This window comes from Micromonospora trifolii, assembly GCF_050516465.1.
GTDB lineage: Bacteria > Actinomycetota > Actinomycetes > Mycobacteriales > Micromonosporaceae > Micromonospora > Micromonospora trifolii.
The window spans coordinates 6802473-6825482 of sequence record NZ_CP191526.1 but is presented as its reverse complement, the minus strand read 5'-3'; the positions used below and the strand labels follow the sequence as shown (position 1 = coordinate 6825482).

Sequence of the window (23010 nt, the reverse complement as noted above, 5' to 3'; positions counted from 1 at the left end):
GCCATTCCTACCGACCAGTAGGTCACCGGAATGCGTGACCTGCTGCCATCGACGGTCGCAGTCGCCATCGCCGGGCCGGCGGACTGGACGGGTGAGTTGCTCCCCGCTGAGCAGGCATGTCTCGGCGAACGAGCGGCGCAGACCCGTCGGCGGGACTTTGCCGCGGGGAGGATTTGCGCCCGCAGGGCATTGCGGGACCTCGGGCTGCCGCCGACCGCCGTGCCGGCCGCCGCCGACCGCGCGCCGGTCTGGCCGGCCGGGGTGGTCGGCAGCATCACCCACACCGCTGGCTACTGCGCCGCCGCGGCGGCGCACAGCACCGACATCCGGTCCGTCGGGATGGATGCCGAGCAGCACCGCGAGGTCAATCCGGGAGTACGCAGACTCGTGCTGCTGCCCGAGGAGGAGGCCGCGTGCGCGCGGCTACCCGGCGGCACCTGCTGGCCGGTCGTGCTGTTCAGCGCGAAGGAGACCGTCTACAAGGTGTGGTACCCGATCGTCCGCGGTTGGTTGGACTTCCACGACGCCCGACTCGACATTGATCCGGATGCCGGCACGTTCACCGCCCGGATCGCACCGGCCCGGGTCGACGCGGCGGGGGTCGACGACCCGCCGGCATCGATCAGCGGCCGATTCGTGATCGCGGACGGGCTGGTCCGCACCGCCGCCGTACTTCCGGCGCGTTGACCTCGCCTGGTTACTCATAGCGATGAATGGGATACCGATCCACATTGGCGTTCGGTGACCATTCGAACACCGTCCACGCTGGCCAGAGCGGTCTCGCGCCCTCACGGTGGGAAGCCCTCCGGCGTGGCGGCTGGACGTTCCGCCACCCACGGTAACGTCGAGGAGTTCCCGCACCGCACGTACCGAAGCGTCAAGGAGTACGGTGACCCACCCCCAGCCCCCCGTCAGGCCGCACGACCCCCAACAGCCGAACCGGCAGCCGCCGACCCGCTCGTTCGCGGCGACACCGCAGCCGCCGTTCTCGGGGGCTGCGTACCCGGCGGCCAGCGGGTACGCGGACACTGGCGGCGGATATCGGGCACCCGGTGGCCCCGGCTACCCGATCATCGCACCACCACCGGCGCAGACGGAGCGCGCCAAGAGGTCCGTCGTGGTCGTCGCGGTCACCGCGGCCGTACTCACCCTGCTCTCCTGCGCCGGTGGCATCGTGGCGGTCGTCATCGGCACCAAAGGCACCTCGACCACTGTGAGCGAGGCGCGGGCCACCCCGCCGACGCCACCGTCGACGCACGTTGACACCCGCGGCATGTCGCCGGGCGACACCCTGGTCGTCAACAGCGAGGCCGGCACCGTCGAGATCACCGTGACGAAGTTCAGCAGCGCCACCAAACCCTGCAAGTCCCACGGACTGAAGCCCGGCGAGGGCATGTACGTGATCGCCGACGTGACGGTGGCCGTCACCAAGGGCACCGCGTCGACGAACCCGCTCTACTTCCAATGGGTCGCCGCCGACGGCACCAAGACCACCGCGATCGGTGGAGCATTCTCCGGCTGCGGCAAACCGATGCCGGCCGTCGACGACCTGACCGCCGGCACCAGACGCACCGGCAGCGTGGTGTTCGACGTGCACGACACCTCGGGCGCATTGGAGTACCAGGACCATTTCCAGACCGCCGGTTCCTGGAAGCCGTGAACGTCCGGGCCCGGGGCTGGCCCAACCGGTCCAGCCCCGCCCACGGCGCCGTCAGTAGGCGTAGCGGGCGAGCAGGTAGACGCTGAGCGCGTTGCCGTCGCGCACCGCCGCCACGTCTCCGGTCACGAGGTCCCCCTGGCGCCGGTAGACCTGGTACGACGGCGCGTCGAAGCGCCACCCGATCGTGTCTGGAATGGACGCGGCGGGAAGCGGGAACCCGGGATCGGACGGCGCCATCGTCGACGGCTCCGCCGGTACGGCGGCCCAGCCGTCGAGGATCCGGTCCAGGCACTCCCGGGACGTGGTGAAGTGCAGATACAGCTGACCCATCGGGCCGGTCATGTCCTCGGCGTTGCTGTACCGGAGGCCGTCCACGTCACACGGCAGGCTGACCTGGTAGTGCGGCAGTATGTCGTCCTCGAAGTCGCCCCGGGTCACACCGAACAACCCGTCCGGGTGCCGGTAGGGCCTCGGACCCCAGAAGTGCGCGGGCGGGTAGAGCGCCACCGCCAACCCGACGATCACCAGCGCGATCGCTCCCCAGCGCCAGAGCCGAACCCTGCGTCTCATGTTGCTCCCCCGTTCTTTCCCGATCGTGGATTACCGTCCCCACGCCTCGGTGGCGGTGACGACCGGCTGGCCGGTGCGTACCGATTCTTCGATGGCGAGGCTGATCAGGTGGTCCTGGCAGGCCTCGGCGAGTGGGTACGGCGCCGGACCCTCCTGTCGCGCCCACGCCCCGGCGCGGGCGACGATGTCGGCCACCGCGATGTCGTCGTCGGACATCCCACTGCCGACGAACGGATTGCGGTAGACCACGTCGCCGTCGAAGCTGATGTGCTTCAGGTCGAGCCCCTCCAGGTTGAGGTCGAGACCCGTCTGGCGTCGCACGAGCGATGACTCCACCGGCGTGGTCGGGTCGACCAGGCGGACCACCAAGTCGTCCACCAGCTCACCGCGCGAGCCCCGGACCACCAACCGGCGGGTACGCAGCGGGTTCCACCACTGGTTGTCGGTGAAGTCGTACAACCCCATCCGCCCGCCGAAGTCGATGGTCGCGAGGGTGGTGGTGAGCTGCTGCGGGGTGTCGTCGCCGCTCCAGCCGGCCGGCGAGAGCGGGTTGGCCAGCGGCGCGACGAAGGCGCGAGCGCTCACCTCGGCGCTCTCGTGACCGACGCCGAGCAGACCCCGGATCAGTGAGACCGCGTGGTACAGGTGGGTCGAGGAGATCTGCACCGACGTCGGCTCACCGAGCACCCCGGCGCGGACCAACGCCAGGCGCGCAGCATGCCCGGGCATCAGCAGGTACTGCTCGGCGACCTGCACCAGGCCGCTGCCTCCGACGTCGGTCCAGAGCGAGCGCAGACCCGCCAGGTCGGGGGCGGGCGGCGTCTCGGCGAGCACCGGTACGCCGGCCGCCACCAACTCCCGGGTCACCTCGGGCGTCACCGGCCACGGCACCGACACGATGACGAAGTCCGGCCGCTCGTGGGCGAGCAACTCCGCCGTCGTGCGGAACGTCGGCACGCCCCAGTCGGCCGCCACGGCAGTTCCCCGCGATTCGGTACGCGTCACCACCCCGGTCACCCGGAACCGCTCGGGGAGCAGCCGGGCCAGGCGAAGGAAGAACTCACCCCGCCAGCCGCTGCCGACGATGCCGAACCGGGTCTGGGTCACCGCAGTCATCTGGGCTCCTCACGTAGAGGTCCGGATGCTAACCGTTCTCCTTCGGTACGGTTGTGTTGATGACCATCGACCCGATGCGCGCCGTACCCGTGCTGGTACCCGACGCGGGACCGCGCCTGGACTACTACCTGGTCCTACCTCCACTCGGCGACCGTGGCCCGGCCACCACTGTGGAGGGGATCGTGGTCGAGGAGTTCACCCGCCACCACGACTTCACCACGACGGGGCTGGACAGCGCTGGCTGGACGCCGGAGGCCGGGTGGTGGAGTTCCGTCGCGCTGAGCCGCGGCATGCGCACCGACCCCGAGGTGCTGGCGCGGGTGGTGCCGACCTCGCGCCGCGAGGCCGAGGCCGTCTACCGCGCGCTCGGTGGTGGGCAACTGCCGGACGAGTGGGTGCTTCGTACGCACTTCCTCGACCATCAACCGATCGCCACCGCCCCGCCGCTGCGGCTCGGCCCCGCGCAGGCACCGGCCGGCTTCAACGAGCGGCGGGTGTACCGCGTCCTCTTCGCCGGGGATCTCCGCGCCGAGCAGGTGGCCAGCCTCCGGACGGCCTGGCGAACCCCAGATGACAGCACCAGTGCATCCGTCGCGGGCGGTCGTCTTGAAATGGGTGGCGACCAGATCACCTGGGACCTGCGACGGGTCGGCGGCAGCCTTGCCTGGGGTCTCGACGTGACAGTCCTGCTGAGCACCGATGCGACCGACACGGTGGGCTCGGCCCTGACCGACCTGACCAACGTCCTGCGCGAGCACGGTCTGATACCGGTGACGACCGAACGCTTCTCCTAACGCTGAAGAGGGCGGTGAGAATCCACCGCCCTCTTCAGGATCCATCAATTACCTCGGTGCCACCAAGTACTCCCGAGCCGCCCTTCCACGACGGACAGCAGCAGCGATCAACAGTCGTCTTCGATATCTGATGCCTGGGCAATGGCCCCAATACCGGACAGATAAGCGATGGCCGCCGCGACGCTTGTCCCGGCGGTCGGAACGGCTGTCACGACAGCGGCCACCGTCAGTCCGGCTGCGGCGACCGCCATGAGCACCGTGCTCTCACAGGACAGGCCGGTGGGATCGACGTTGTTGACCGGATTGTCGGCGGCGTAGGCGTAGCGGTTGCCCTCGTTCACGTCCCCCAGGAGTTCAACGGCGTCCTGCTGGGTGAAGCGCCCGGTGTTCGGGTCGTACCAGCGGCGACCGAACTTGGTCAGGTCGTCGTGACGGGTGCCGCTGGCGAAACCGATGGCGTTGTCGATGATCTCGTTGCTGCTGCCGACCGTCTTGACCACCTTGCCGTACGGGTCGTAGGTGTAGGAACCGGACAGCGACCCGTCGTACTTGATCAGGGCGACCACCGAGCCCAGCCCGTCGAACACGTAGAAGTAGTGGTGGAAGGTGCTCCCGGTCTTGCCCCGGAAGCCGAGCGGCGTGCCGAGCTGGTCACGCTCGATGTAGTGCCGGCCGTAGGTGCCCGGCACTGTGTAGCTCTGCACCACGCTCTGACCGTTCTGGTCGTTGCGGCCGAAGAAGTACTCGTACTCGAACCGGGGTGTGCCCTTCCAGCCCAGCTCGATCTGGTCGGCCCCGTTGTACGCCCAACCCAGCTCCGCGCCCCCGGCGGTGAAGCCGCGCATCAGCTGACCGGCGGAGTTGTACTCGAAGTCGCGCAGCGCCGAACCGCCGAGCTGGTTGCCGGCACCGTCGTAGGAGTAGCCGGAGCTGGTGATCTGGTTGCCCGGGTTGTACGTCAGCGTCTGCCTGGTGACTCCGTTCACCTTCTCCGAGGTGCGGTTGCCGTTGCTGTCGTACGTGTAGTCGTAGGTCTTGCCGTCGATGTCGGTGGCCTTGGTGAGCCGGTTGCCCTTGTCGTAGGTGTAGAGGCTGACCGCGCCCCCTCGGTGGTGGTCGGTCTGCCACTGCCGCAGGCCGGTGTCATCGGCCTTGGCGGTCGAGCAGGCGGCGGTGCCGACCCGCTTGGCGTAGCAGTAGGACACGTCGAAGACGGTGCTGGCCGTGCCGGACTGCCACCGCTTGCTGGTGGTGCGGCTGATCCGGCCGGACTGGTCGAGGGTGTTGACGGTCTCGGCCACCTTTACCGAGGAGACGGCCAACGTGGTGGAGGTGCGGCGTCCCTCGTCGTCGTAGCCGAAGGTGTAGGTGCCGTTGGCGGCCACCAGCTTGGTGAGCAGGTTGCGCGCGTTGTAGGTGTAGTACGAGCTGCCGCGCTCGTCCTGCTGCTCGATCAGGTTGCCGACCGGGTCGTAGACGTACCACAGTCCGCCGACGCTGCCGGTCCGCCGGCCGGTGAGCCGGTTCAGCCGGTCGTAGAAGAAGTTCTGGTAGGCGTTGCCGTCGATGCGGGCGTAGACGTTGCCGCCGCCGTCGTACTCGTAGGCGACGTCGGGGATGTCCGGGTACTTGATCCGGGTGACCCGGTCGTCCAGGTCGTACTCGTACTCCTGGGTCCGTCCGGTGCCGTCGGTCGTCGTGCGTACCCGGCCGAACTCGTCGTAGGTGAACTGACGGGTGCCGAGCGTCGTCCCCGTCGGTGGGGTGATCGAGGTCAGCTGCTTGTTGGCGTCGTACTGGTAGGTGGTCCTGTTCGTGCCGTTGCCGGGGTCGGTCGACGAGGCGATCGTGCCGTCGGTGTTGTACTCGACCTTGGCCTCGGCGGCCAGGGCGTCCGTCGCCGACAATCGGTTACCCGCCCCGTTGTAGGTGTAGAGGCTGGCGTTCCCCTGGGTGTCCGCGCCGGACGACGGCTGGAAGTTCGCCGTCGGGTTGGTCGGTGTCGCCACGTTCGCATAGGCGAGGGAGGACTTCGCCCCGGTCGGCGCGACGACCAGGGTCGGCGACTGCCCACCGTTCGCCTCGTACGAGATGCTGGTGACGCCGCCGGTGCCGCTCTGCGTCGACGCCACGTCGAGGCTGGGCGTGTAGGAGATGCTGCGGGCCTTGCCGTCGGGGTCGACCAGGCCGGTCACCCGCTTGTCGGCGTTGACCGTGTACGTGCTGCGCGGCACCGAGGTGACCGGCTGCGACTGGTTGGTGTTGGCGTCGGCGACGAGCGTCTGGGTGGCCGACGGGTACGCCCACCGGGTGGTGGCGCCCACCGACGGGTTCTGCGGCTGGAAGGCCCGGGTCAACGAGGTCACCCGGTGCGCCGCGTCATAGGTGATCGTCGAGGCGTTCCCGAGATTGGAACCCTGGATGCCGCCCGAGATCTTGGTGACTCGGCGGGACGAGTCGTACTCGAACCGGGTGTCCGTTCCGGTGGCCGAGCGGATCTGGGTCAGGTTGCCGTTGCTGGCGTAGCTGTACTTGACGCTGCGGTACTGCCCACCGGCGACGGTCTGCTCGATCGCCGAGAGGTAGCCGTTCGAGCCGTAGAGCACCTTCGCGGTGCGGACGCCCGTGGCGCCTCGGTTGGAGGTCACAGTGGTCAACCGGCCGCTGCCGTCGTAGCTGTAGTCGGTCACGCCCTCGTTGCGGTCCTGGCTGCGGTCCAGCTGCCCGGCGGAGGTGAAGAAGAGCTTCCGGCCGCTGTCGTGCTCGACCAGCTTCCAACCGGTGCCGTCGGTGGTGAGCGTCGCCTTGAACTCCTTCGCGGCGGTGTAGCCGGACCCGCTCGGGGTGAACCGCCCGATGACGCCGTCGGACGCGACGTACGTGACCGAGTTGTCGTCCGCCTTGATCAGCCTGACGTCCACACCGGCCCGCGTACGCCAGCTGTAGCCGAGCGAGCCGGTCGGCACCTCGCTGCCTGTGAGAAGGCTGTTGTACGCCGCGCCCAGCACGAGGCTGTCCGCGATGCCCGGCAGGGCCAGGTCGGTGCTGCGGATGAGCAGGTTTCCCGAGCCGATGTTGACCTGGGCGGTCAACCGGTCGGTCAGTTGGAACGTGCTGAACGTTCCGTTGCGGACCGGCCCGGTGCCGATCGGGACCGAGATCGGCCCGTCGAGCTGGCTGACCGGAGCGTTCGACGGTCCGAGCGCTCGCTGTTCTGGCGAGCCGGGCGACGCGGGCTGGGACGGCGGGGCCGAGGCGGGCTTCGCAGCCGCCTGCGGTGGCGCGGCGTGCGCCGGCACGACCACCACACCGGACGTGGACACCAGTAGGACACCCAGCGCGACTCCGGTGGCACGTCGTCGGCCACCCGCCCTTGGTAGGAACCTGAGCATGCAACTCCCCCTTGACGATCCTCGAGACAGGAACGGCTCCGCGGACGCACTGGTACGCGGCGCGGCCGTATGAGCTGCGGTGGTCGCCGCTGGTCAAGGACCCGCGCGCATGCCGTCGGCCGCAGTCCCCGACCGTCCGATCAGGACTGCGACGACCCGCCGCGAGATCGAGTAGAGCATCGATGATCGCCGTTTCCGGCAGAAAGGCTGTTCGGGACCGTTCGGGCCAGTACGGGCCCGTTCGGGACAGGTCGCGCCTGCCGCTACACAAGATCGAAAAAGGCCGCCTCCCACACGGGAGACGGCCTTTTACCTGGGGTGGAGCTGAGGGGATTTGAACCCCTGACCCCCTCGATGCGAACGAGGTGCGCTACCAGTCTGCGCCACAGCCCCCCGCCGGCGAACCGGCTTCGGTCCCACCCGGCTTACACCGGGCGGGCCGGCAGCAAGGCTAACAGGTCGCCGGGCTCCACCGCGAATCCGCCCCCCGCCCGGCGCTCCGGCCTACGCGAAGATCGACTCGGGTTCCTTGAAATCGGGGCATCCCGGACGCCGCGACCACCCGACTTTCAGGATCCCGAGTCGATCAAGCCGGCCGGGCGCGACCGAGCCCAGGCGCGGCCGGGCCAGGGCACGGCCGGCCCGGACCGGGTCAGGCGCCTCGGCCGGCCTCGTAGGGGCGGCCGCGCAGGCCGCCCGACCGCCGGTACGAGACCGATCCGCCGTTGACCGCCGCCGGCAGGTCGCCCGGCCGGTCCAGGCCCATGGCGGCTCGGCGTACCCCCTCGCGCTGGGCGGCCAGGCGGCGTTGCGCCTCCCGGCGGGCCGCAGCCCGGCGGGCCTGCTCCCGGCGTACCTCGGCCTGCCGGTCGGCCAACCAGGCGGCCTCGCGGGCCCGGGCGCGGCGGCGGCGACGCCCGGCGAGGGCCTGACCCCGCAGGTGGACGACGTACAGGGCCAGGAGCAGGAAGGTGACCCCGAAGCCGACCCAGAAGCCGGGGCTGACGAACAGCACGCCGATCAGCTCGACGACGTTGAGGAGCAGCAGGGCGGCGAGCACCCGGCGACGCCGGTACACGGCGGGGGTGTGCTGTCGGCGCGGTGGCGGGCGGCGACGGGACCGCTTCGGTGCGGCGGGCACGGCGCGCAACCGACCGGAGCGGCGGACGGCCGGGGGCGCGGAGACCGGCGCGCTCAACGCACCAGTAGTCGCGTCTTCACTGAGGGTGACGACCAGTGAGCGCGGAGGATGGACGGGTCGCCGTCCCGGCACAGTGCGGCGCCGCCGGCGGCGCTGGAGCACCCGCGCCGTCGACTGCGCCCGCTCCGCCACCAGCCGCTCGGTGGCGTCGTACCGGCGAACCAACGCCGGAGCCAGGGCGAGCAGGCCGGCGGCGGCGAGGACGGCGAGGAGCACCGAGGTCGGCACCCTCACCCCTCCCGTCACCGAATTCGAAGCAACCGCCATCCGGCCGCAGGATCTTCCACCGATCGCGCCTGGGCGCGTGGATCGTCCGGCCGGGGAGCGCTTGCCGCAGCTTGCAGTTACTTGAGGTTACGGCGCGCCGACCGGGATGCCACCGCGCCGCGCCGATCCCGTTCGTGGGACGAGTGGGCGGATCTCGGGAAATCCTCCTACCGCGCGTTGGCGCGAACCCGGTGCCAACGGGCCAGCAGGCCACCCTCGGCGGCGATCTCCTCACTCGTCATCGCGTACCCGATGTGGTCCCGCCACGCGCCGTCGATGTGCATGTAGCGCACGTGGTACGACTCCTCGCGGAAGCCCAACTTCTCCACCACCCGCCGGGACGGCCGGTTCTCCGGACGGATGTTCACCTCCACCCGGTGCAGCCCGCCCGGGCCGAACGCGTGGTCCACGGCGAGCGCGAGCGCCGTCGGGATCACACCCCGCCCGGCGACCCGCGCGTCCACCCAGTAGCCGACGTAGCCGGAGCAGAGCGCCCGCCGCACGATGCTGCCCACGTTGATGTGCCCGACCAGCCGGTCCCGGTCGGCCTCCCGCAGGCAGACCGCGAACGGCATGCCCTCACCCTCGCGGGCCGAACGTCGCTGGTCACGGTGCACCCAACGGAACGCGGCCGGCGAGTTCATCTCGTCCCAACCGCCGGGCAGCGACGACTCCCACGGCGCCAACCAGGCCCGGTTGGCCCGCCGCACCTCCGACCACGCCGCGGCGTCGGAGCGCCGGTAGGGCCGCAGCAGCACCGGGCCGTCGGCCAGCTCCATCGGCCAGCCCGGTGCCCGCGCGGGTCCGAAGAGACTCACCTGAACAGTCTCCCGCGCGGGACCGTGTCGCGCACAAGTGGCCCCACCGCGTTCACCGCACAGATCCGACGAGCGCCCGACGCGGGCCGCGAGCGGACCGGCCGGGACGCCTCACCGGCGGCGGTCCAGCAGCAGGACGTCCACCGTGGAGCCGGCAGCGGCCGTGGTGACCCGCTCGCCGAGCACCAGCAGCCCGTTGGCCTCGGCCAACCCGGAGAGGGTGAACGGGCCGCCGCTGAGCGGCTGGACCGTGTACCCGCCGCCGCGTCGCTCGGCGACGTGCGCCGGCCGGAACTCGCGCAGCCCCGTCGGCGACGACACGGTCTCCAGCAGGTGTGCCCGCACACTGGGTCGGAACACCGGCTCGGCGCCAGCGAGCAGTTGGATGGCGGGGCGGGCCAGCACCTCGAAGCCGATCAACGCAGCGCCCGGGTCGCCCGGCAGGCAGACCACCGGCACCTCCTCGGCGCCGACAGTGCCGAACCCGAGCGCGGTGCCGGGATAGAGCGCCACGTCGGTGAAGGTGACCGGCCCGGCGCGACCGCCCTCACGGCGGGAGAGGATCCGGCGCACCATGTCCCCGGGGCCGGTGCCCGTGCCACCGGTGGTGATGATCAGGTCGGCGCGCAGCGTCTGGTCCTCCAGCAGTCCGCGCAGCCCCTCCGGGTCGTCGTCGCAGATTCCCACCCGGTACGCCAGTGCGCCCACCTCGGCCGCGGCGGCGGTCAGCGCGTGCGAGTTCGCGTCCACCACCTGACCGGGCTGACTGCCCCGGCCCACGTCGACGAGTTCGTCACCGGTGGCCACGATGACCACCCGTGGGCTGGGCCGGACCACCACGTGCCCGATGCCGGTCGCCGCGAAGACGGCGACCAGGGCCGGGGACACGTAGGTGCCGGCCCGAGCGAGCAGGGTGCCGGCGGGCAACTCCTCACCCGCTCGGCGTACCCCGTACCCCCGTTTGGGGGTGCGGAAGATCTCCACCGCGGCCATGCCCTGGTCGGTCCACTCCACCGGTACCACGACGTCAGCGGCGACCGGCAGCGGCGCCCCGGCGGCCACCGAGAAGCACGAGCCGGGGGTGAGCCGGACCGGCCGCCAGCTCGCGGCGCCGAGATCGCCGACCACGTTGAGCCGGATGGTGCGGCCGCCGGGCGTGCCGGAGGGGGCCGGGACGTAGCTCGGCCCCCGGCCCCCTCCGGAAATGTCCTCCCAGCGCGCGGCGTAGCCGTCCACGGCCGCCTGGTCGAAGGCCGGGAAGGCGTGCGGCGCGACGACGTCCTCGGCGAGGACGTTGCCGTGCGCCTGGGTGAGGTCGAGGTCGAGTGGCGGCAGCGCGCGCAACCTGCGCAGCACGCTGCCCAGGTAGTCGGCGAGCGGCGTCAACTCGTTCGCGGCCGCCTCGGCGTCGGCCGTCGCGGTCATGTACCAGATCCGCCTGCCGCGTCGGCCTTGACGAAGTCGGCCAGCCAGGACCGGAACTCGGCGCCCAGGTCGTCGCGCTCGGCGGCGATCTGCACCACCGTCTGGAGGTAGCCCAGCGGCATACCGGTGTCGTAGCGGGTGCCCCGGTAGACGATCGCATGCACCGGGACGCCCTCGGTACGCAGCAGCTCCATCGCGTCGGTCAGCTGGATCTCGCCGCCGCTGCCCGGCTTGGTCCGCCGGATCGCGTCGAAGATCTTGCCGGGCAACACGTAGCGGCCGAGCACCGCGAGGTTGCTGGGGGCGTCCTCGGGCTGCGGCTTCTCCACCATCCCGGTCACCTTGACGACCTCGCCGATGTCGGTCAGCTCCGACTCGGCCGGCTCGACCGAGGCGATCCCGTACCGCTTGGTCTCGGCCGGGTCGACCTCGAAGAAGGCGAGCACCACACCGCCGGTGCGGGCCTGCAACTCCAGCATCGCCGGCAGCAGCGGCTCCGACGGCTTGACGAACTCGTCGCCGAGCAGCACCGCGAAGGGCTGGTCGCCGACGTGCGACTCGGCGTACCCGATGGCGTGGCCGAGCCCGAGCTGTTCGGGCTGCCGCACGGTGTAGATCTCGGCCAGCTCGCTGGGCCGACGCACGGCGGCCAACCGCTCGGAGTCGCCCTTCTCCTCCAACCTGGTCTCCAGGTCCGGGCGACGGTCGAAGTGGTCCACCATCGACGTCTTACCCCGACCGGTGATCAGCAACACGTCACCGATGCCAGCCTGCGTGGCCTCCTCGACGATGTACTGCAACACCGGCCGATCCACCACCGGCAGCAGCTCCTTGGGCACCGCCTTGGTGGCCGGCAGGAACCGGGTGGCCAGTCCGGCGGCCGGGATGACGGCCTTGACCGCCAGGGGACGGCCGTTTGCGGCGACCGTCGATGAGGGGTTCGCTGAGTGCTCCGACATGCCGCGAGACTATCGGCCACGGCTCTGCCGCGGCGGGTGTGGCCCAGAAGACGCGCCGCCACCCGGCCCCGGCCGCGCCGCCTCCGGGCCGGCCCGCGCCGCGCCCGTCGCGCTGTCCGGCATGTCGTCGGCCGAATCCGGTCGGGCGTGCGCCGGGCCCGCCAGCGATGATTCCGGTACGCCCACCGCCGGATCGGACCGGGCGGGCCCGCCCGGCTCCCGGCTGGCCTGCACCGGCTGGCCGGCGCGCGGCAGCCCGTCGGGTGGGCTCACCGCACACGCGAGCACCGGTATCTCCCGCGTCGGCAGATCCGAGCGCACCTCGGCGACCCGGTACGTGTCGCGGCCCGCCGCCTTGGCCGCGTAGAGCGCGTCGTCGGCGGCCTCCAGCACCTCCCGCCCGGTGCTGCCGTGGTCGGGGAAGACGGCGATGCCCACCGACACCGTCACCAGGACCGGCCCGGCGTACGCCTCGACGGCGATGGGCGTGTCGCGCACCGCCGCGCCGAGCCGCTCGGCCACGATCGCCGCGCCCCGCGCGTCGGTCTCCGGCAGCAGCAGCACGAACTCCTCACCACCCTGGCGGAAGGCCAGGTCGACCTCACGGATCTCCCCGCGCACCCGACGGGCGAACTCGGCCAGCACGGTGTCCCCCGCGGCGTGCCCGTAGGTGTCGTTGACGTCCTTGAACCGGTCCAGGTCCAACGCGAGGACGCTGAGCATCCGCCCGAAGCGGCTGGCCCGTTCCACCTCCCGCCGGATCGACTCGCGCAGGTAGCGGTAGTTCCACAGCCCGGTGAGCGGGTCGGTGAGGGAGAGCCGCTGCGCCTCCTCGTGCACCCGGACGTTGTCCACCGCCACGGCCGCGTGGCCGGCGAAGGTGCGCAGGGTGGCCAGGTCGTCGTCGTCGAACTCGTCGGCGCCCAGCCGGTCGTAGAGGGCCAGCACGCCGAGCGCGGCCGCCGCGCCCGCCTCGTCGACCGGCCCCGAGGGCCCGCCGAGGGTGGCCGTGGCACCGCCGGGAGGGGCGGCGAACGGAACCGCGACGTAGGTGCGGCAGCGTGGCTCACCCGTTGGCGCCTCGGTCGGCTCCGCCCTGCCCCGCTGCGGTTCCCCGGTTGCCGCGACCTCACCGACCACGCCGACGCCGACCGGCACCCGGAGCGTCTGCGACCCGTCCGCCGCCTCGGCCGGCCAGCGCCCGTCCAGACCCTCGGTGCACTGCGCGACGAGCACCCCGCCCGTCTCCACCAGCAGCACGGCACCGGCACGCGCGCCGGTGGCCCCGATGGCACTGCGCAGGATCACCCGCAGGATGCGTTGCAGGTCATGCGTGCTGGCCAGGGTGTCGCCGAGCACCGCGAGGTGCCCGCGCAGCTGATCCCGGTTGCTGGTCAACGCCGCGACGTAGGAGCCGGTCTCCCGAGTCATCCGGTTGAACGCGGCGGCCAACCGTCCCACCTCGTCGCTACTGCGTACCGGCACCCGGGCGGTCAGGTCGCCCTGGGCCACCCGGTCGACCGCCCCGGCCAACTCCGCCAGCGGTCGGGTGGTCACCCGGGCCAGCCGCCAGGCGGTCAGCACGGCGAGCAGCCCGGCCAGCACGACCACCCCGACCAGCGTGGCGTGCAGCCCCGGTGGCCGTTCACTGGGCACGGAGAGCACCAGTGGCAGCGGCTGCGCGTCGGAGGGCCCGAGCCGGCGCACGTACCGGCCCTCGTTGGTCTCGGTGACCTGCTCGCCCCGGACGCCGACGGCGGCGGCCAGCACCGCGTCGCGGACGTCTCGGGACTCGGTCGTGTGGGTGACCCGCGCGGCGCTCGCCCCACTGTCGAGCAGGGTGACCGCCACCCCGGTCACCGCCGCCAGTCGGGCCACGAAGGCCGGGTCGACCAGTTGCGCGGCGGTCACCGTGCCCAGCCGGGTGCCGGCGCGATCGTGCAGGTCGACCTGGGCGGCCAGCGCACGGACCGGGCCGGTCGAGCCTGGGTCCGAGCCCCCGTTCGAGCCCTCGGTCGAGCCGGCGCAGTCCTGCCACGGGGTCGACGGCGCACCGGGCGAGACGTAGGTGACCTGGCCGGCCACGTCGGTGATCAGCACCGCGGCGGCCAGGCCCCGACCGACCAGTTGCGCGGCGGCGACGGCCGGATCGGCGGTGAGCGCCACCGCGTCGGCGGTGGCGCGTAGCTGCTGGCAGAGCGCGTCGACCGAGGTACGCACTGTGGACGCCGCCACCGCCAGGCGCTCGGTGGAGCGGCTTCGGTCGACCGCAGCGACCGTGGAGGCGACGAAGAGCGCGCCGAGCAGGACCGGCCCGAGCACCACCACGAGGAAGGCTGCCGTCAACCGCCCGCGTAGCGTCACTCGGTCCCCCCGGAAGTTCCGCCTCCGTTGCTTGCGATGCTGACACAGAGCAACCGTGGGAGAGGCGTTGCGTCAGGAGTGTTGCGTGCCGGAATTTTCTGATGAAGCGGAAGTGACTCGAATGGCGAAGCGGGACACCCGTGTCGAACTGCTCGCTCGCCGCCGGTCGCTGCCCGCCGAGACCCGGGCAGCCGCCGCCGGGCGCGTGCAGGCCGAGCTGGTCGCCCTGGTACGCCGGCTGCGCCCACACCGGATGACGGCGTACGTGCCGGTCGGCTCCGAACCGGGCGGCGCCGACCTGCCCGAGGTACTGCGGGCGGCCCTGCCGACGGACGCCGAGTTGCTGCTGCCGGTGCTCCTCGCCGACCTGGATCTGGACTGGGCGGCGTATACCGGGCCGGCTGCCTTGATCGCGGCGGGTCGGGGTATCCGAGAACCAGTCGGTGCCCGTCTCGGCGTGACCGCCGTGGCGCACGCGGAGCTGGTGGTCGTACCGGCTCTCGCGGTCGACCACCACGGTCGGCGGCTCGGGCGCGGTGGCGGCTCGTACGACCGCGCACTCGCCCGGGTACCCGAGGCAGCCCTGACGGTGGTGCCGCTGCACGACGGTGAGCTGGTCGAGGCGCTGCCGGCGGAGCCACACGACCGTCGGGTGCGCGCGGTCGTCACCCCCGCCGACGGGGTGCGTACGCTTGACGGCGGCCCGGATGCGGCGCACGGTGTCGCGCCCCACACGTCCGCTGGACGAACCCGGGCCGAATGACGCACCATTGGCACTCGAATACGTCGAGTGCCAACTGGCCGAGCCCAGATCCGGAGGAGAACGTGCCCACGTACCAGTACGCCTGCACCACGTGCGGTCACCAGCTCGAGGCGGTGCAGTCCTTCTCTGACGAGCCGCTGACCGAGTGCCCGGCGTGTCAGGGGCGGCTGCGCAAGGTCTTCAACTCGGTCGGCATCGTCTTCAAGGGTTCGGGCTTCTACCGCACCGACTCCCGGGCGTCCGGTTCCGAGACGACGGCCGGCGGCACGGCCACCAAGCCGGCGAAGTCCGAGTCGTCCTCCGGTGACAGCTCGTCCTCGTCGTCCTCTTCGGGGTCCTCGTCCTCATCCGGGTCGTCCTCGGGCTCGTCGGGGTCGTCTTCCGGTTCGTCCTCGGGTGGATCGGGCGGCGGCAAGACGGCGGCGGCAAGCTCCACGTCCTGATCGCCGAAGGCCCGACCCCACCTCGGGTCGGGCCCCGATCAACTCGGGTTCCAGAAAGTCAGCCTGTCCCCGTCGCTCTGACCGCCCGGATTCCTTGATCGCGAGTCGATCGAGGCGGGTGCCGTAGCAGATCGCACCGACGGATGGGCGTTGTCCACAGGCCGCGCGGTTGTCCACAGGCGTCGGCCAGAGGGTCGGCCGAGGCGGTTGGAACTGCCTAGCCTGCCGTCCATGGGTGCCACCGCGGCGCTCGGGGACGGGAGGCGGCAGAGGCGATGGTCGATCCGGATTCCGCGCGGGCGTTGCGCCCGCTGCGCCAGCTCACGCTACCCGGCGGGCGCGCCCTGCTCCGGGCCGGTCTGGTCGCCGCGCTGCTCGGCCTGGCCGCCGCAGTCCTGCACTCCCCGGCCGGATGCCCGCCGGCCGCCGTCCCCGCCGACGCACCCTCGGTGGCAGACCGAACCCCACCACCACAGACTGCACCGCCGTCAGCGGGGGCCGGAACCGAGGGCGCTGACCCGCTCACCGACGGGTACGACCACGACGGGGCAGGTTCCGCTGCGAGACCGTCCGCCCCGGTCATCCCACCGTCGGCTGTCGGATCGACGTCGTGAGGGTCTGGCCGCGCCGCCGAGGTCAGTCCCAGTGCGGGGGGCGTTCCGCGAGCAGCCAGTCGTCGTTGCCGCCCGACCGCTCGCCCCAACCACGGTCGGTGTCGTCAGTGGTCTGCTCGGGCAGCACCACGAAGTCTTCGCTCAGGTCGACGGCGCGGTCATCGTCTCCACGTGCGCCGTGCGTCCCAGGGTCCTCGGTGCTCACGAGCGGCAAGACTAGCGCAGCCGACGGCGGTGGACCGGGCATCGACAGTGGGCGCGCCGGCCAGACCAGCCGGACCGCCGACCGTGGGCACGCCGGCCAGAAGCGACCGGGCCGCCGGTGGCGTTGGTAGCGTCGGACGGCGTGACGACCCCCAGCGGTGGCAGCACCCCGGACGACTACTGGCGACGGCCCGACACCGGTGACGACGCGGTGGCGGACCAACCTCCCGCCGCGCCCGCGACCACACCACCGACCGGCCAGAACGGGCAGACCGGCCCAGCGGCGACGGGGGGCACTGCCAGCGGCTACTCCGGCCCGCCCCCGAGCGTGCCGCCGCCGGCGGGTTGGCGTCCACCCGTACATCTGCAGCCGGCGCCACCGCGACAGCTGCCACCGCAGGACATGGCCGGCCTGGACGCGGCCGAGCAGCGTTCGCAGCGGGTCACCTACGGCTTCGGCGCGGCGGCCGGCGTGGTGCTGCTGGTCCTGCTCTGTCTGCTCTGCTCGCGAGTCGTCTTCTGATGCCCATCCCCGGGCAGCAGCAGAGAGCAGCAGCTCAGAGGGTGGTGCCCCAGACGGTCTCGGCGCCGGAGTGGCCGGTCAGATAGACGTAGATCAGGGCGGCGATGGCAAGCCCCACGGCCGCCACCGCCAGTACCGGGATGACCAGCGCGGGCAGCTGCGGCACCCGGGGGTGCCCACTTGTCGCCACGAGCAGCAGGATGGCCACGATCCCGAGCGGCACCACGATGCGGAACAGGATGTCGCCGTGACGGGAGTGCTCGAAGATCTGATCGAGGATCGGCCCCTGGAAGCCCCGGGCCACCAGCGCGTCGGTGAGTGCCTCACCCGACTTGACCGCGACGTAGGCGGTCACCGGCGCGGCCACGGCGAGGAGGCCCAGGGCCCAGTCCAGCCGGTGCCGCCACCGCGGCAGCCCCACGTACGCGATGGCCAGCACCGCCAGCAGCGGCACGAACACGACGACCGCGTGGATTACCAGGACGTGCACCGGTAGACCCAGGATCTCCTCGAACATCGAACCCTCCAGGTGGATCATGGTCAGGGGTGGTCAGCCTATGGTCCGCCGATCGTCCCCAGGCTCTCGACCGGTGACACGCGCGCCGCGTCGATCGGGTTCATCCGCTGGGCCGTACTTCCGATCTTGCCTGGTTGTGTCGGTGGCCACCCGGAGCGGGCGACGGTTGTCGATGCGGACCGCGCGTGCTGTCATTGGCCAATGTCCGGTGCCGAGGAGCTGCTGCGGTCGAGGGGCCTGCGTGTCACGCGGCCACGCCTCGCGGTGCTCGACGTGCTGGCCGGCGGCGGCCATCTGGAGGTCGACGAGATCACCCGGCGGGTTCGCGAACGCCTCGACTCGGTCTCCACCCAGGCGGTCTACGACGTGCTGGGCGCGCTGTCCCGGGCCGGACTGTCGCGCCGGATCGAGCCGGCGGGCAGTCCCGCCCGCTATGAGGCGCGGGTGGGCGACAACCACCACCACGTGGTCTGCCGGGGTTGCGGCGAGATCGCCGACATCGACTGCGCGGTGGGCAGCGCCCCGTGCCTGGAGCCGAACAGCGCGCACGGGTTCGAGGTGGACGAGGCCGAGGTGACCTTCTGGGGCCTCTGCCCGGGCTGCCGGGCCCGCCGCTCCGCCGACGTCTGACCAGCGACGCCGCAGTCCAGGCACGGCACCGGCGGCAGGTGAACGGCGAGGCCGGCCCGACCGTGGCACTCTTGGACGGTGGACTCCGATGACCTCGGCCTCTTCGGTCCGGGTTCGGTCACGTGGAAGGTGCACGACGAGCCGATCCTGATCGTCGCCGGCCTGCGTTCGCTCTACCTTCAGGCGTTGCACCCTCGGGCCATGGCCGGGGTCGCGCAGAACAGCAACTACCGCACAGACGCCTGGGGCCGACTGATCCGCACCGCCACCTACGTGGCGACCACCGTCTACGGGACCACCGCCGAGGCGGAGGCCGCCGGGGCCCGGCTGCGCCGCCTGCACGACCGGCTGCGGGCCACCGACACGCTCACCGGTGAACAGTTCCGGATCGACGAACCGGACCTGCTGCGCTGGGTGCACGTGACCGAGGTCGAGTCGTTCCTGAGCACGGCCCGACGCGCCGGGCTGCCGCTGAGCGACGACGAGGTGGACGGCTACTACACCGAGCAGCGCCGCGCCGCCGCCCTGGTCGGCCTGGACCCGGCCACCGTTCCGGGGACCGCCGCCGAGGTCGCGGACTACTACGAGGCCGTACGGCCACAGTTGCGGATGACCCGGGAGGCCGCAGAGACGGCGGTGTTCCTCACCGCCCCGCCGCTGCCGTGGAAGCTCAGCCTGCCGGTCCGGTTGGGGCTCACGCTGGGCCCGCCGCGCTGGGCGTACCTGGGAATCGCCAGCACCGCGTTCGCGCTGCTGCCGACGTGGGCACACCGGATCTACGGAGGTCTCGGTCTACCGACCACAGCGCTGTCGGCGGACCTGACCGTGCGCGCGCTGCGGCTCGCGTTCGCCGCCGTCCCCCGCCGTTACCTGGAGGGGCCGTTGATACAGGCAGCCAAGGAGCGGGCCGCGCGGCACGCAGCCGCCTCGCTGGCCGGCTGACCCGGCCCTCGGCGGGGGATCAGCCGTCGGCGGGCCGGTCCATGGCCGCCCACGGCTCCTTGCCCGGGACCTGCGAGCCCGTCGGGCAGTGCCGCCGGAAGTCGCACCAGCCACAGCGCGGGCTGGGCGCCACCGGGAAAGCCTCGTCCGCGTCGGCGCCGTCGGCGACTGCCCGCTCGGCGGCCATGATGTCGCGGGCTGTCTCTTCCGCACGGGTCAGTTGTCGGGCCAGTGACTCGACGGTGTGGTCGTGACCGGCGACCGTGCCGGTCGGCAGGTGATGCAGCTCCACCCGGCGGCACGGCCGACGGAACACCCGCTCGGCGGCGTACGCGTAGAGCGCCAGCGCCTGCGAGCCCCGGGCGTCGTCCGTGTCCAGCCCGGTGCGACCGGTCTTGTAGTCGACGATGACCAGCTCCGGCCCCTCCGGGCCGGGCCGCGAGTCGATCCGGTCGGCGCGGCCGTTGAACGCCAACACCGCGGTCTTGACCGCCACCACCCGCTCCACACCGAGCGGATCGGAATCCGGCTCCAGCGTCTCGATGTACGCCTCCAGCCACCCCAACGCCCGCCGGTAGGCGGCCCGCTCCTGCTCGTCGTCGCGGTAGCCCTCGCGCACCCAGGTGCCCTTGAGCAGCGTGGCCAGCGCCTCGGGGCGCCGCCGGTCGGCGGGCAGCGCATACCAGTTTTTCAGGGCGGTGTGCACGCTGGCGCCGAGCGAGTTGTGCGCCCACGGCGGGCCCTTGGGTGGGGCGGGCCGGTCGACGTAGGAGTAGCGGTAGCGACGCGGGCAGTCCGCGTACGCGCCGAGCTTGCTCGGGGTGCAGACGAACAGCCGCTCCGGCATGCCCTCGAAGCCGAGCTGCTCGGCGTCGCCGGCCCGCTGCCGAGGGGCCCGGCCGCCGGCGGCCGGCCGCCCCGCTGATGAGGATCGTCGCACGCCTGCGATCCTGCCATCCGCCCCCGACATCGCGCGCGTGCCGTCAGGCCATGTTCACGTACTGCGTGACGAAGGCGGCCACCGCGTCGGCGATGAGCTGCACGGCGATCGCGGCCAGCAGCAGTCCGGCGATCCGGGTCAGCACCTCGATCCCGCCCGGCCGGAGGATCTTCACGATGCCGCCGGAGAAGCGCAGGACGATCCAGACGGCGACCATCACGGCGAGGATCGCCACGGCGATGGCGCTGAACTCTCCCAGCCCGTCGGCCTGCTGAACGAAGAGCATGGTGGCCACGATGGCGCCCGGGCCGGCCAGCAGCGGCGTGCCCAGCGGCACCAGAGCGATGTTGGAGGTGACCTGCTGGCTCGGGTCGTCGGCCTTGCCGGTCAGCAGCTCCAGCGCGACGAGCACGAGCAGCAGCCCACCGGCCGCCTGCAACGCCGGCAGGTCCACGTGCAGATAGTCGAGCAGGGTCTGCCCCGCCACCGCGAAGATCACGATGACGCCGAGCGCCAACGCGACGGCCTGCCAGGCTGCCCGGTTGCGATCGCGGGCGGGCAGCGGGCCGGTCAGCGCCAGGAAGATCGGCATCATGCCCGGCGGGTCGGTGATCACCAGCAGGGTCACGAAAACCTCGCCGAACAGCTTCAGATCCACGTGATCAACCTAGCCGCGCAACGATGGGCGAAATACCCGGATCAGCCCGAAGCGACCTCGGTCACCCCCTCGGCGACGATCCGCTCGTACGCCTCGACGCCGGTGCTGAACGCGCCGAGTTGGACGGTCTTGTGGGTGCCGTGGAAATCCGAGGAGCCGGTGACGAGCAGACCCAGCTCGGCGGCGAGCGCCCGCACGTGTTCCCGCTCGGCCGGGCTGTGGTCCTCGTGGTCGGCCTCGAGCCCGGCGAGCCCGGCGGCGGCCAGCTCGGCGATCAGCTCGTCGGGCACCACCCGGCCGCGTCGGGTGGCCCGCGGGTGGGCGAAGACCGGCACGCCTCCGGCGGCCCGGACCAGTCGAACGGCCCGGAACACGTCGATGTCCTCCTTGGGCAGCCGGTACCGCTCGCCCAGCCAGTCCGGGCCGAACGCCTCCCGGACGCTGTCGACCAGGCCGGCGCGGATGAGTGCCTGCGCGAGGTGCGGGCGTCCCACGGTGCCGCCACCCGCGCCAGCCAGGATGTCCGGCCAGTTCACGTCGATGCCGTCGGCCCGCAGGAGGTCGACCATCCGTTCGCCGCGCTCTTCCCGGGCGGCCCGGACCCGCGCCAGCTCGGCCACCAGCTCCGGGTGGTCCGGGTCGAACAGGTACGCGAGCAGGTGCAGCGGCACCGCCGGCTGCGCGCCGGACCAGCGGCACGACAACTCCGCACCCCGGATCAGACGCAGACCTGGCGGCAGCGCGCCGACGGCCGGCGCCCAGCCGGCCGTGGTGTCGTGATCGGTGATCGCCAGCACGTCCAGCCCGGCGTCGAAGGCGGCGCCGACCAGCTCGGCCGGGGTCAGCGTGCCGTCGCTGGCCGTCGAGTGGGCGTGCAGGTCGATCCGGGGGGCGGGGCCGGTACGCGAGGTCACCGCCCGACGCTACCGAGGAAACAGTGAGCCCGGCTCACATGGGTCGTCCAGGTCACCCGGGGTCAGAAGCCCTTCACCAGGATCGGCCGCTCTCCGGCTGGCACGCCGGGCACCGCAGCGGGGCTGGCGGGCTTTCCCGCCCGCACCTGGCCGACGTCGACCCGGACAAGCGCGCCGGTGCCGTCGAGGTAGGAGGCCTGGGTCTCGTCGCTCCACACGATCGCCCCGGTCATCGGCGGACCGGCCGCGACGGCGGTCGCACCCGGCCCGAGCCGCTGGAGGTCGACCAGCAGGGACCGACCGGCCTTGCCGCTTCCCCCGTTGACCAGCAGCCACCGCCCGTCCGGCGAGACCCCGCCGACGCCGTCCTGGCTCAGGTCTGGACCGCAGCCGGTGCGTACCGGGTCGAGGTGACGTGTCGGGGCGAGGATGGCGAGGCAGGTCCGGCCCGGGTCGGTCGTGGTGACCTGGCCGACGAGCCGCCCGTCGGGCAGCCCCCCGTAGACGTTGAGGCTCTTCCGGTCGAGGGCGTCGGGCAACGGCCCCGCACCGGGCCGCCAGAGCGTGTGACCGGCGCTGGCCGGGTCGAGTCGGACCAGCACGCTGTCAGCGACGAACCGGACGGGCTCCGCCGACGCGGGCACCGGGGTGCGCACCGCCCCGATGAGTTGGGTGCCGACCACGCCTGCCACCAGCAGATCGTCTCCGTCGAGCCAGGCGACCTGGAGGCTGTCCGGGGCCAGGACGATCGCGCCGGCCCCGGCCAGCAGCACCTGCACCAGGCCGTCGTCCTGCACCACCGACAGCGAGCGTCCTGCGATGCTCGGCGCGCCGACCACCAGCCAACCGCCGCCGCTGGGCAGCGGCTGGACGCGTTCGGCAGGCCCGACGTCGGGCAGCACCAGCCGCCGCCCGTCGGCGTTGACCAGCGTCTCGCCGACGAGGTGAGAGGACGACGTCGTGGGCGAGGGGGCGGGGCCGGGAATGCTGGCCGTCGGGAGCGGTCGGTTGGTCGGGCCCGGGTCACCGATCACCACGATGGGTGTGCCGTCCCGCCTGGTTTCGGCACCGAGCTGAGCCATGCCGGCGCTGAGCAGCACTGTGGTGACCGCCGCGAGGGCGAGGCCGGCGGCGGTGCGTCGGCGTCGGATGCGGTTCGCGCGGCGGATGGCCTGGCCGGCCGGATCGACGCTCAGTGGGCGGGCAAGGGCGACCTGGTGCGAGAGTGTCTCCCGCACCGCACCTTCCAGCTCGTCAGGCCGCACCTGGTATGAACGCTGCGGGCCGTCCGTCAGG

23 protein-coding genes, 1 tRNA gene and 1 pseudogene are annotated in these 23010 nt (G+C 72.1%); 9 read left to right on the top strand and 16 right to left on the bottom strand.

The features are described 5' to 3' along the window. Window positions 1-30: 30 nt before the first annotated feature. Both ACQRWP_RS31875 and ACQRWP_RS31870 read left to right on the top strand, forming a co-directional pair. The gene (locus ACQRWP_RS31875; RefSeq protein ID WP_430499885.1) at window positions 31-687 is read left to right on the top strand and encodes a 4'-phosphopantetheinyl transferase family protein; all 657 of its coding nucleotides are present in this window, start codon (window positions 31-33) and stop codon (window positions 685-687) included. A gap of 202 nt (window positions 688-889) precedes the next feature. Beyond that, on the top strand, window positions 890-1660 hold the full coding sequence (locus tag ACQRWP_RS31870; RefSeq protein ID WP_430499884.1) for a DUF4352 domain-containing protein: 771 nt from the start codon (window positions 890-892) through the stop codon (window positions 1658-1660). A 51-nt stretch (window positions 1661-1711) separates the two neighbouring features. Here the strand turns inward: ACQRWP_RS31870 and ACQRWP_RS31865 are convergent, their stop codons facing one another. Then, window positions 1712-2230 (bottom strand): hypothetical protein, encoded by a 519-nt coding sequence (locus ACQRWP_RS31865; RefSeq protein ID WP_430499883.1) that lies wholly within the window; start codon window positions 2228-2230, stop codon window positions 1712-1714. Window positions 2231-2260: 30 nt separating this feature from the next. Further along, entirely contained in the window at window positions 2261-3346 is a 1086-nt protein-coding gene (locus tag ACQRWP_RS31860) for a Gfo/Idh/MocA family protein (RefSeq protein ID WP_430499882.1), read from the bottom strand. A gap of 59 nt (window positions 3347-3405) precedes the next feature. Between ACQRWP_RS31860 and ACQRWP_RS31855 the strand changes: the two genes are divergently transcribed. Beyond that, on the top strand, window positions 3406-4140 hold the full coding sequence (locus ACQRWP_RS31855; RefSeq protein ID WP_430499881.1) for a hypothetical protein: 735 nt from the start codon (window positions 3406-3408) through the stop codon (window positions 4138-4140). Window positions 4141-4247: 107 nt separating this feature from the next. Here the strand turns inward: ACQRWP_RS31855 and ACQRWP_RS31850 are convergent, their stop codons facing one another. The 7 genes from ACQRWP_RS31850 to ACQRWP_RS31820 form a co-directional block, all read right to left on the bottom strand. Next, a complete protein-coding gene (locus ACQRWP_RS31850) occupies window positions 4248-7463 on the bottom strand; it encodes an RHS repeat-associated core domain-containing protein (RefSeq protein WP_430499880.1) in 3216 nt (1071 codons plus the stop codon). A 388-nt stretch (window positions 7464-7851) separates the two neighbouring features. Then, window positions 7852-7925 (bottom strand) — tRNA-Ala (locus ACQRWP_RS31845). A 259-nt stretch (window positions 7926-8184) separates the two neighbouring features. Continuing rightward, a complete protein-coding gene (sepX, locus tag ACQRWP_RS31840) occupies window positions 8185-8967 on the bottom strand; it encodes a divisome protein SepX/GlpR (RefSeq protein ID WP_430499879.1) in 783 nt (260 codons plus the stop codon). A 200-nt stretch (window positions 8968-9167) separates the two neighbouring features. Beyond that, a complete protein-coding gene (locus tag ACQRWP_RS31835) occupies window positions 9168-9779 on the bottom strand; it encodes a GNAT family N-acetyltransferase (protein ID WP_430503352.1) in 612 nt (203 codons plus the stop codon). Window positions 9780-9929: 150 nt separating this feature from the next. After that, the gene (locus ACQRWP_RS31830) at window positions 9930-11243 is read right to left on the bottom strand and encodes a molybdopterin molybdotransferase MoeA (RefSeq protein WP_091394702.1); all 1314 of its coding nucleotides are present in this window, start codon (window positions 11241-11243) and stop codon (window positions 9930-9932) included. Further along, window positions 11240-12202, bottom strand: a complete 963-nt coding sequence (locus tag ACQRWP_RS31825; RefSeq protein ID WP_430499878.1) for a UTP--glucose-1-phosphate uridylyltransferase — start codon at window positions 12200-12202, stop codon at window positions 11240-11242. Before ACQRWP_RS31825 ends, ACQRWP_RS31830 begins: the two co-directional genes overlap by 4 nt. Window positions 12203-12211: 9 nt before the next feature. After that, window positions 12212-14566 (bottom strand): diguanylate cyclase, encoded by a 2355-nt coding sequence (locus ACQRWP_RS31820; protein WP_430499877.1) that lies wholly within the window; start codon window positions 14564-14566, stop codon window positions 12212-12214. Between the two features lie 85 nt (window positions 14567-14651). Here ACQRWP_RS31820 and ACQRWP_RS31815 point away from each other — a divergent pair, with 85 nt between their 5' ends. Then, a complete protein-coding gene (locus tag ACQRWP_RS31815; RefSeq protein WP_430499876.1) occupies window positions 14652-15329 on the top strand; it encodes a 5-formyltetrahydrofolate cyclo-ligase in 678 nt (225 codons plus the stop codon). Continuing rightward, window positions 15326-15532: pseudogene (locus ACQRWP_RS31810) on the top strand (FmdB family zinc ribbon protein); the annotation flags it as partial. The gene ACQRWP_RS31815 and the pseudogene ACQRWP_RS31810, both read left to right, overlap by 4 nt. A gap of 14 nt (window positions 15533-15546) precedes the next feature. Here the strand turns inward: ACQRWP_RS31810 and ACQRWP_RS31805 are convergent. Next, complete coding sequence (locus ACQRWP_RS31805) at window positions 15547-15765, bottom strand: hypothetical protein (protein WP_430503406.1); 219 nt, start codon at window positions 15763-15765, stop codon at window positions 15547-15549. Window positions 15766-16047: 282 nt separating this feature from the next. Here ACQRWP_RS31805 and ACQRWP_RS31800 point away from each other — a divergent pair, with 282 nt between their 5' ends. Further along, on the top strand, window positions 16048-16386 hold the full coding sequence (locus ACQRWP_RS31800) for a hypothetical protein (protein WP_430499875.1): 339 nt from the start codon (window positions 16048-16050) through the stop codon (window positions 16384-16386). Window positions 16387-16408: 22 nt separating this feature from the next. Here the strand turns inward: ACQRWP_RS31800 and ACQRWP_RS31795 are convergent, their stop codons facing one another. Then, entirely contained in the window at window positions 16409-16591 is a 183-nt protein-coding gene (locus ACQRWP_RS31795) for a hypothetical protein (protein WP_210781845.1), read from the bottom strand. 141 nt (window positions 16592-16732) lie between these two features. Here ACQRWP_RS31795 and ACQRWP_RS31790 point away from each other — a divergent pair, with 141 nt between their 5' ends. Continuing rightward, window positions 16733-17113: a hypothetical protein gene (locus ACQRWP_RS31790; RefSeq protein ID WP_430499874.1), complete on the top strand. Its 381-nt coding sequence runs from the start codon at window positions 16733-16735 to the stop codon at window positions 17111-17113. 34 nt (window positions 17114-17147) lie between these two features. Here the strand turns inward: ACQRWP_RS31790 and ACQRWP_RS31785 are convergent, their stop codons facing one another. Further along, window positions 17148-17630: a DUF2231 domain-containing protein gene (locus tag ACQRWP_RS31785; RefSeq protein ID WP_430503351.1), complete on the bottom strand. Its 483-nt coding sequence runs from the start codon at window positions 17628-17630 to the stop codon at window positions 17148-17150. A gap of 201 nt (window positions 17631-17831) precedes the next feature. Here ACQRWP_RS31785 and ACQRWP_RS31780 point away from each other — a divergent pair, with 201 nt between their 5' ends. Further along, window positions 17832-18260 (top strand): Fur family transcriptional regulator, encoded by a 429-nt coding sequence (locus tag ACQRWP_RS31780; protein WP_112581661.1) that lies wholly within the window; start codon window positions 17832-17834, stop codon window positions 18258-18260. 78 nt (window positions 18261-18338) lie between these two features. Next, window positions 18339-19202 (top strand): oxygenase MpaB family protein, encoded by an 864-nt coding sequence (locus ACQRWP_RS31775; RefSeq protein ID WP_430499873.1) that lies wholly within the window; start codon window positions 18339-18341, stop codon window positions 19200-19202. 19 nt (window positions 19203-19221) lie between these two features. Here the strand turns inward: ACQRWP_RS31775 and ACQRWP_RS31770 are convergent, their stop codons facing one another. The 4 genes from ACQRWP_RS31770 to ACQRWP_RS31755 form a co-directional block, all read right to left on the bottom strand. After that, on the bottom strand, window positions 19222-20172 hold the full coding sequence (locus ACQRWP_RS31770; protein ID WP_430499872.1) for a RecB family exonuclease: 951 nt from the start codon (window positions 20170-20172) through the stop codon (window positions 19222-19224). Between the two features lie 13 nt (window positions 20173-20185). Then, entirely contained in the window at window positions 20186-20800 is a 615-nt protein-coding gene (locus ACQRWP_RS31765; RefSeq protein ID WP_091394729.1) for a MarC family protein, read from the bottom strand. 41 nt (window positions 20801-20841) lie between these two features. Then, window positions 20842-21714: a PHP domain-containing protein gene (locus ACQRWP_RS31760; protein ID WP_430499871.1), complete on the bottom strand. Its 873-nt coding sequence runs from the start codon at window positions 21712-21714 to the stop codon at window positions 20842-20844. A gap of 62 nt (window positions 21715-21776) precedes the next feature. Next, window positions 21777-22979 carry a hypothetical protein gene (locus tag ACQRWP_RS31755; RefSeq protein WP_430499870.1) on the bottom strand — a complete coding sequence of 401 codons (1203 nt, stop codon included), beginning with the start codon at window positions 22977-22979 and terminating at the stop codon, window positions 21777-21779. Window positions 22980-23010: the final 31 nt, after the last annotated feature.

Excerpts from the sequence above, each read along its gene's own strand:
- ACQRWP_RS31785 (WP_430503351.1), bottom strand. The coding sequence starts at position 17,630 with ATGTTCGAGGAGATCCTGGGTCTACCGGTGCACGTCCTGGTAATCCAC.
- ACQRWP_RS31835 (WP_430503352.1), bottom strand. The coding sequence starts at position 9,779 with ATGGAGCTGGCCGACGGCCCGGTGCTGCTGCGGCCCTACCGGCGCTCC.
- ACQRWP_RS31860 (WP_430499882.1), bottom strand. The coding sequence starts at position 3,346 with ATGACTGCGGTGACCCAGACCCGGTTCGGCATCGTCGGCAGCGGCTGG.
- ACQRWP_RS31855 (WP_430499881.1), top strand. The coding sequence starts at position 3,406 with ATGACCATCGACCCGATGCGCGCCGTACCCGTGCTGGTACCCGACGCG.
- ACQRWP_RS31800 (WP_430499875.1), top strand. The coding sequence starts at position 16,048 with ATGGTCGATCCGGATTCCGCGCGGGCGTTGCGCCCGCTGCGCCAGCTC.
- ACQRWP_RS31770 (WP_430499872.1), bottom strand. The coding sequence starts at position 20,172 with ATGTCGGGGGCGGATGGCAGGATCGCAGGCGTGCGACGATCCTCATCA.
- ACQRWP_RS31780 (WP_112581661.1), top strand. The coding sequence starts at position 17,832 with ATGTCCGGTGCCGAGGAGCTGCTGCGGTCGAGGGGCCTGCGTGTCACG.
- ACQRWP_RS31830 (WP_091394702.1), bottom strand. The coding sequence starts at position 11,243 with ATGACCGCGACGGCCGACGCCGAGGCGGCCGCGAACGAGTTGACGCCG.
- ACQRWP_RS31825 (WP_430499878.1), bottom strand. The coding sequence starts at position 12,202 with ATGTCGGAGCACTCAGCGAACCCCTCATCGACGGTCGCCGCAAACGGC.
- ACQRWP_RS31865 (WP_430499883.1), bottom strand. The coding sequence starts at position 2,230 with ATGAGACGCAGGGTTCGGCTCTGGCGCTGGGGAGCGATCGCGCTGGTG.
- ACQRWP_RS31875 (WP_430499885.1), top strand. The coding sequence starts at position 31 with ATGCGTGACCTGCTGCCATCGACGGTCGCAGTCGCCATCGCCGGGCCG.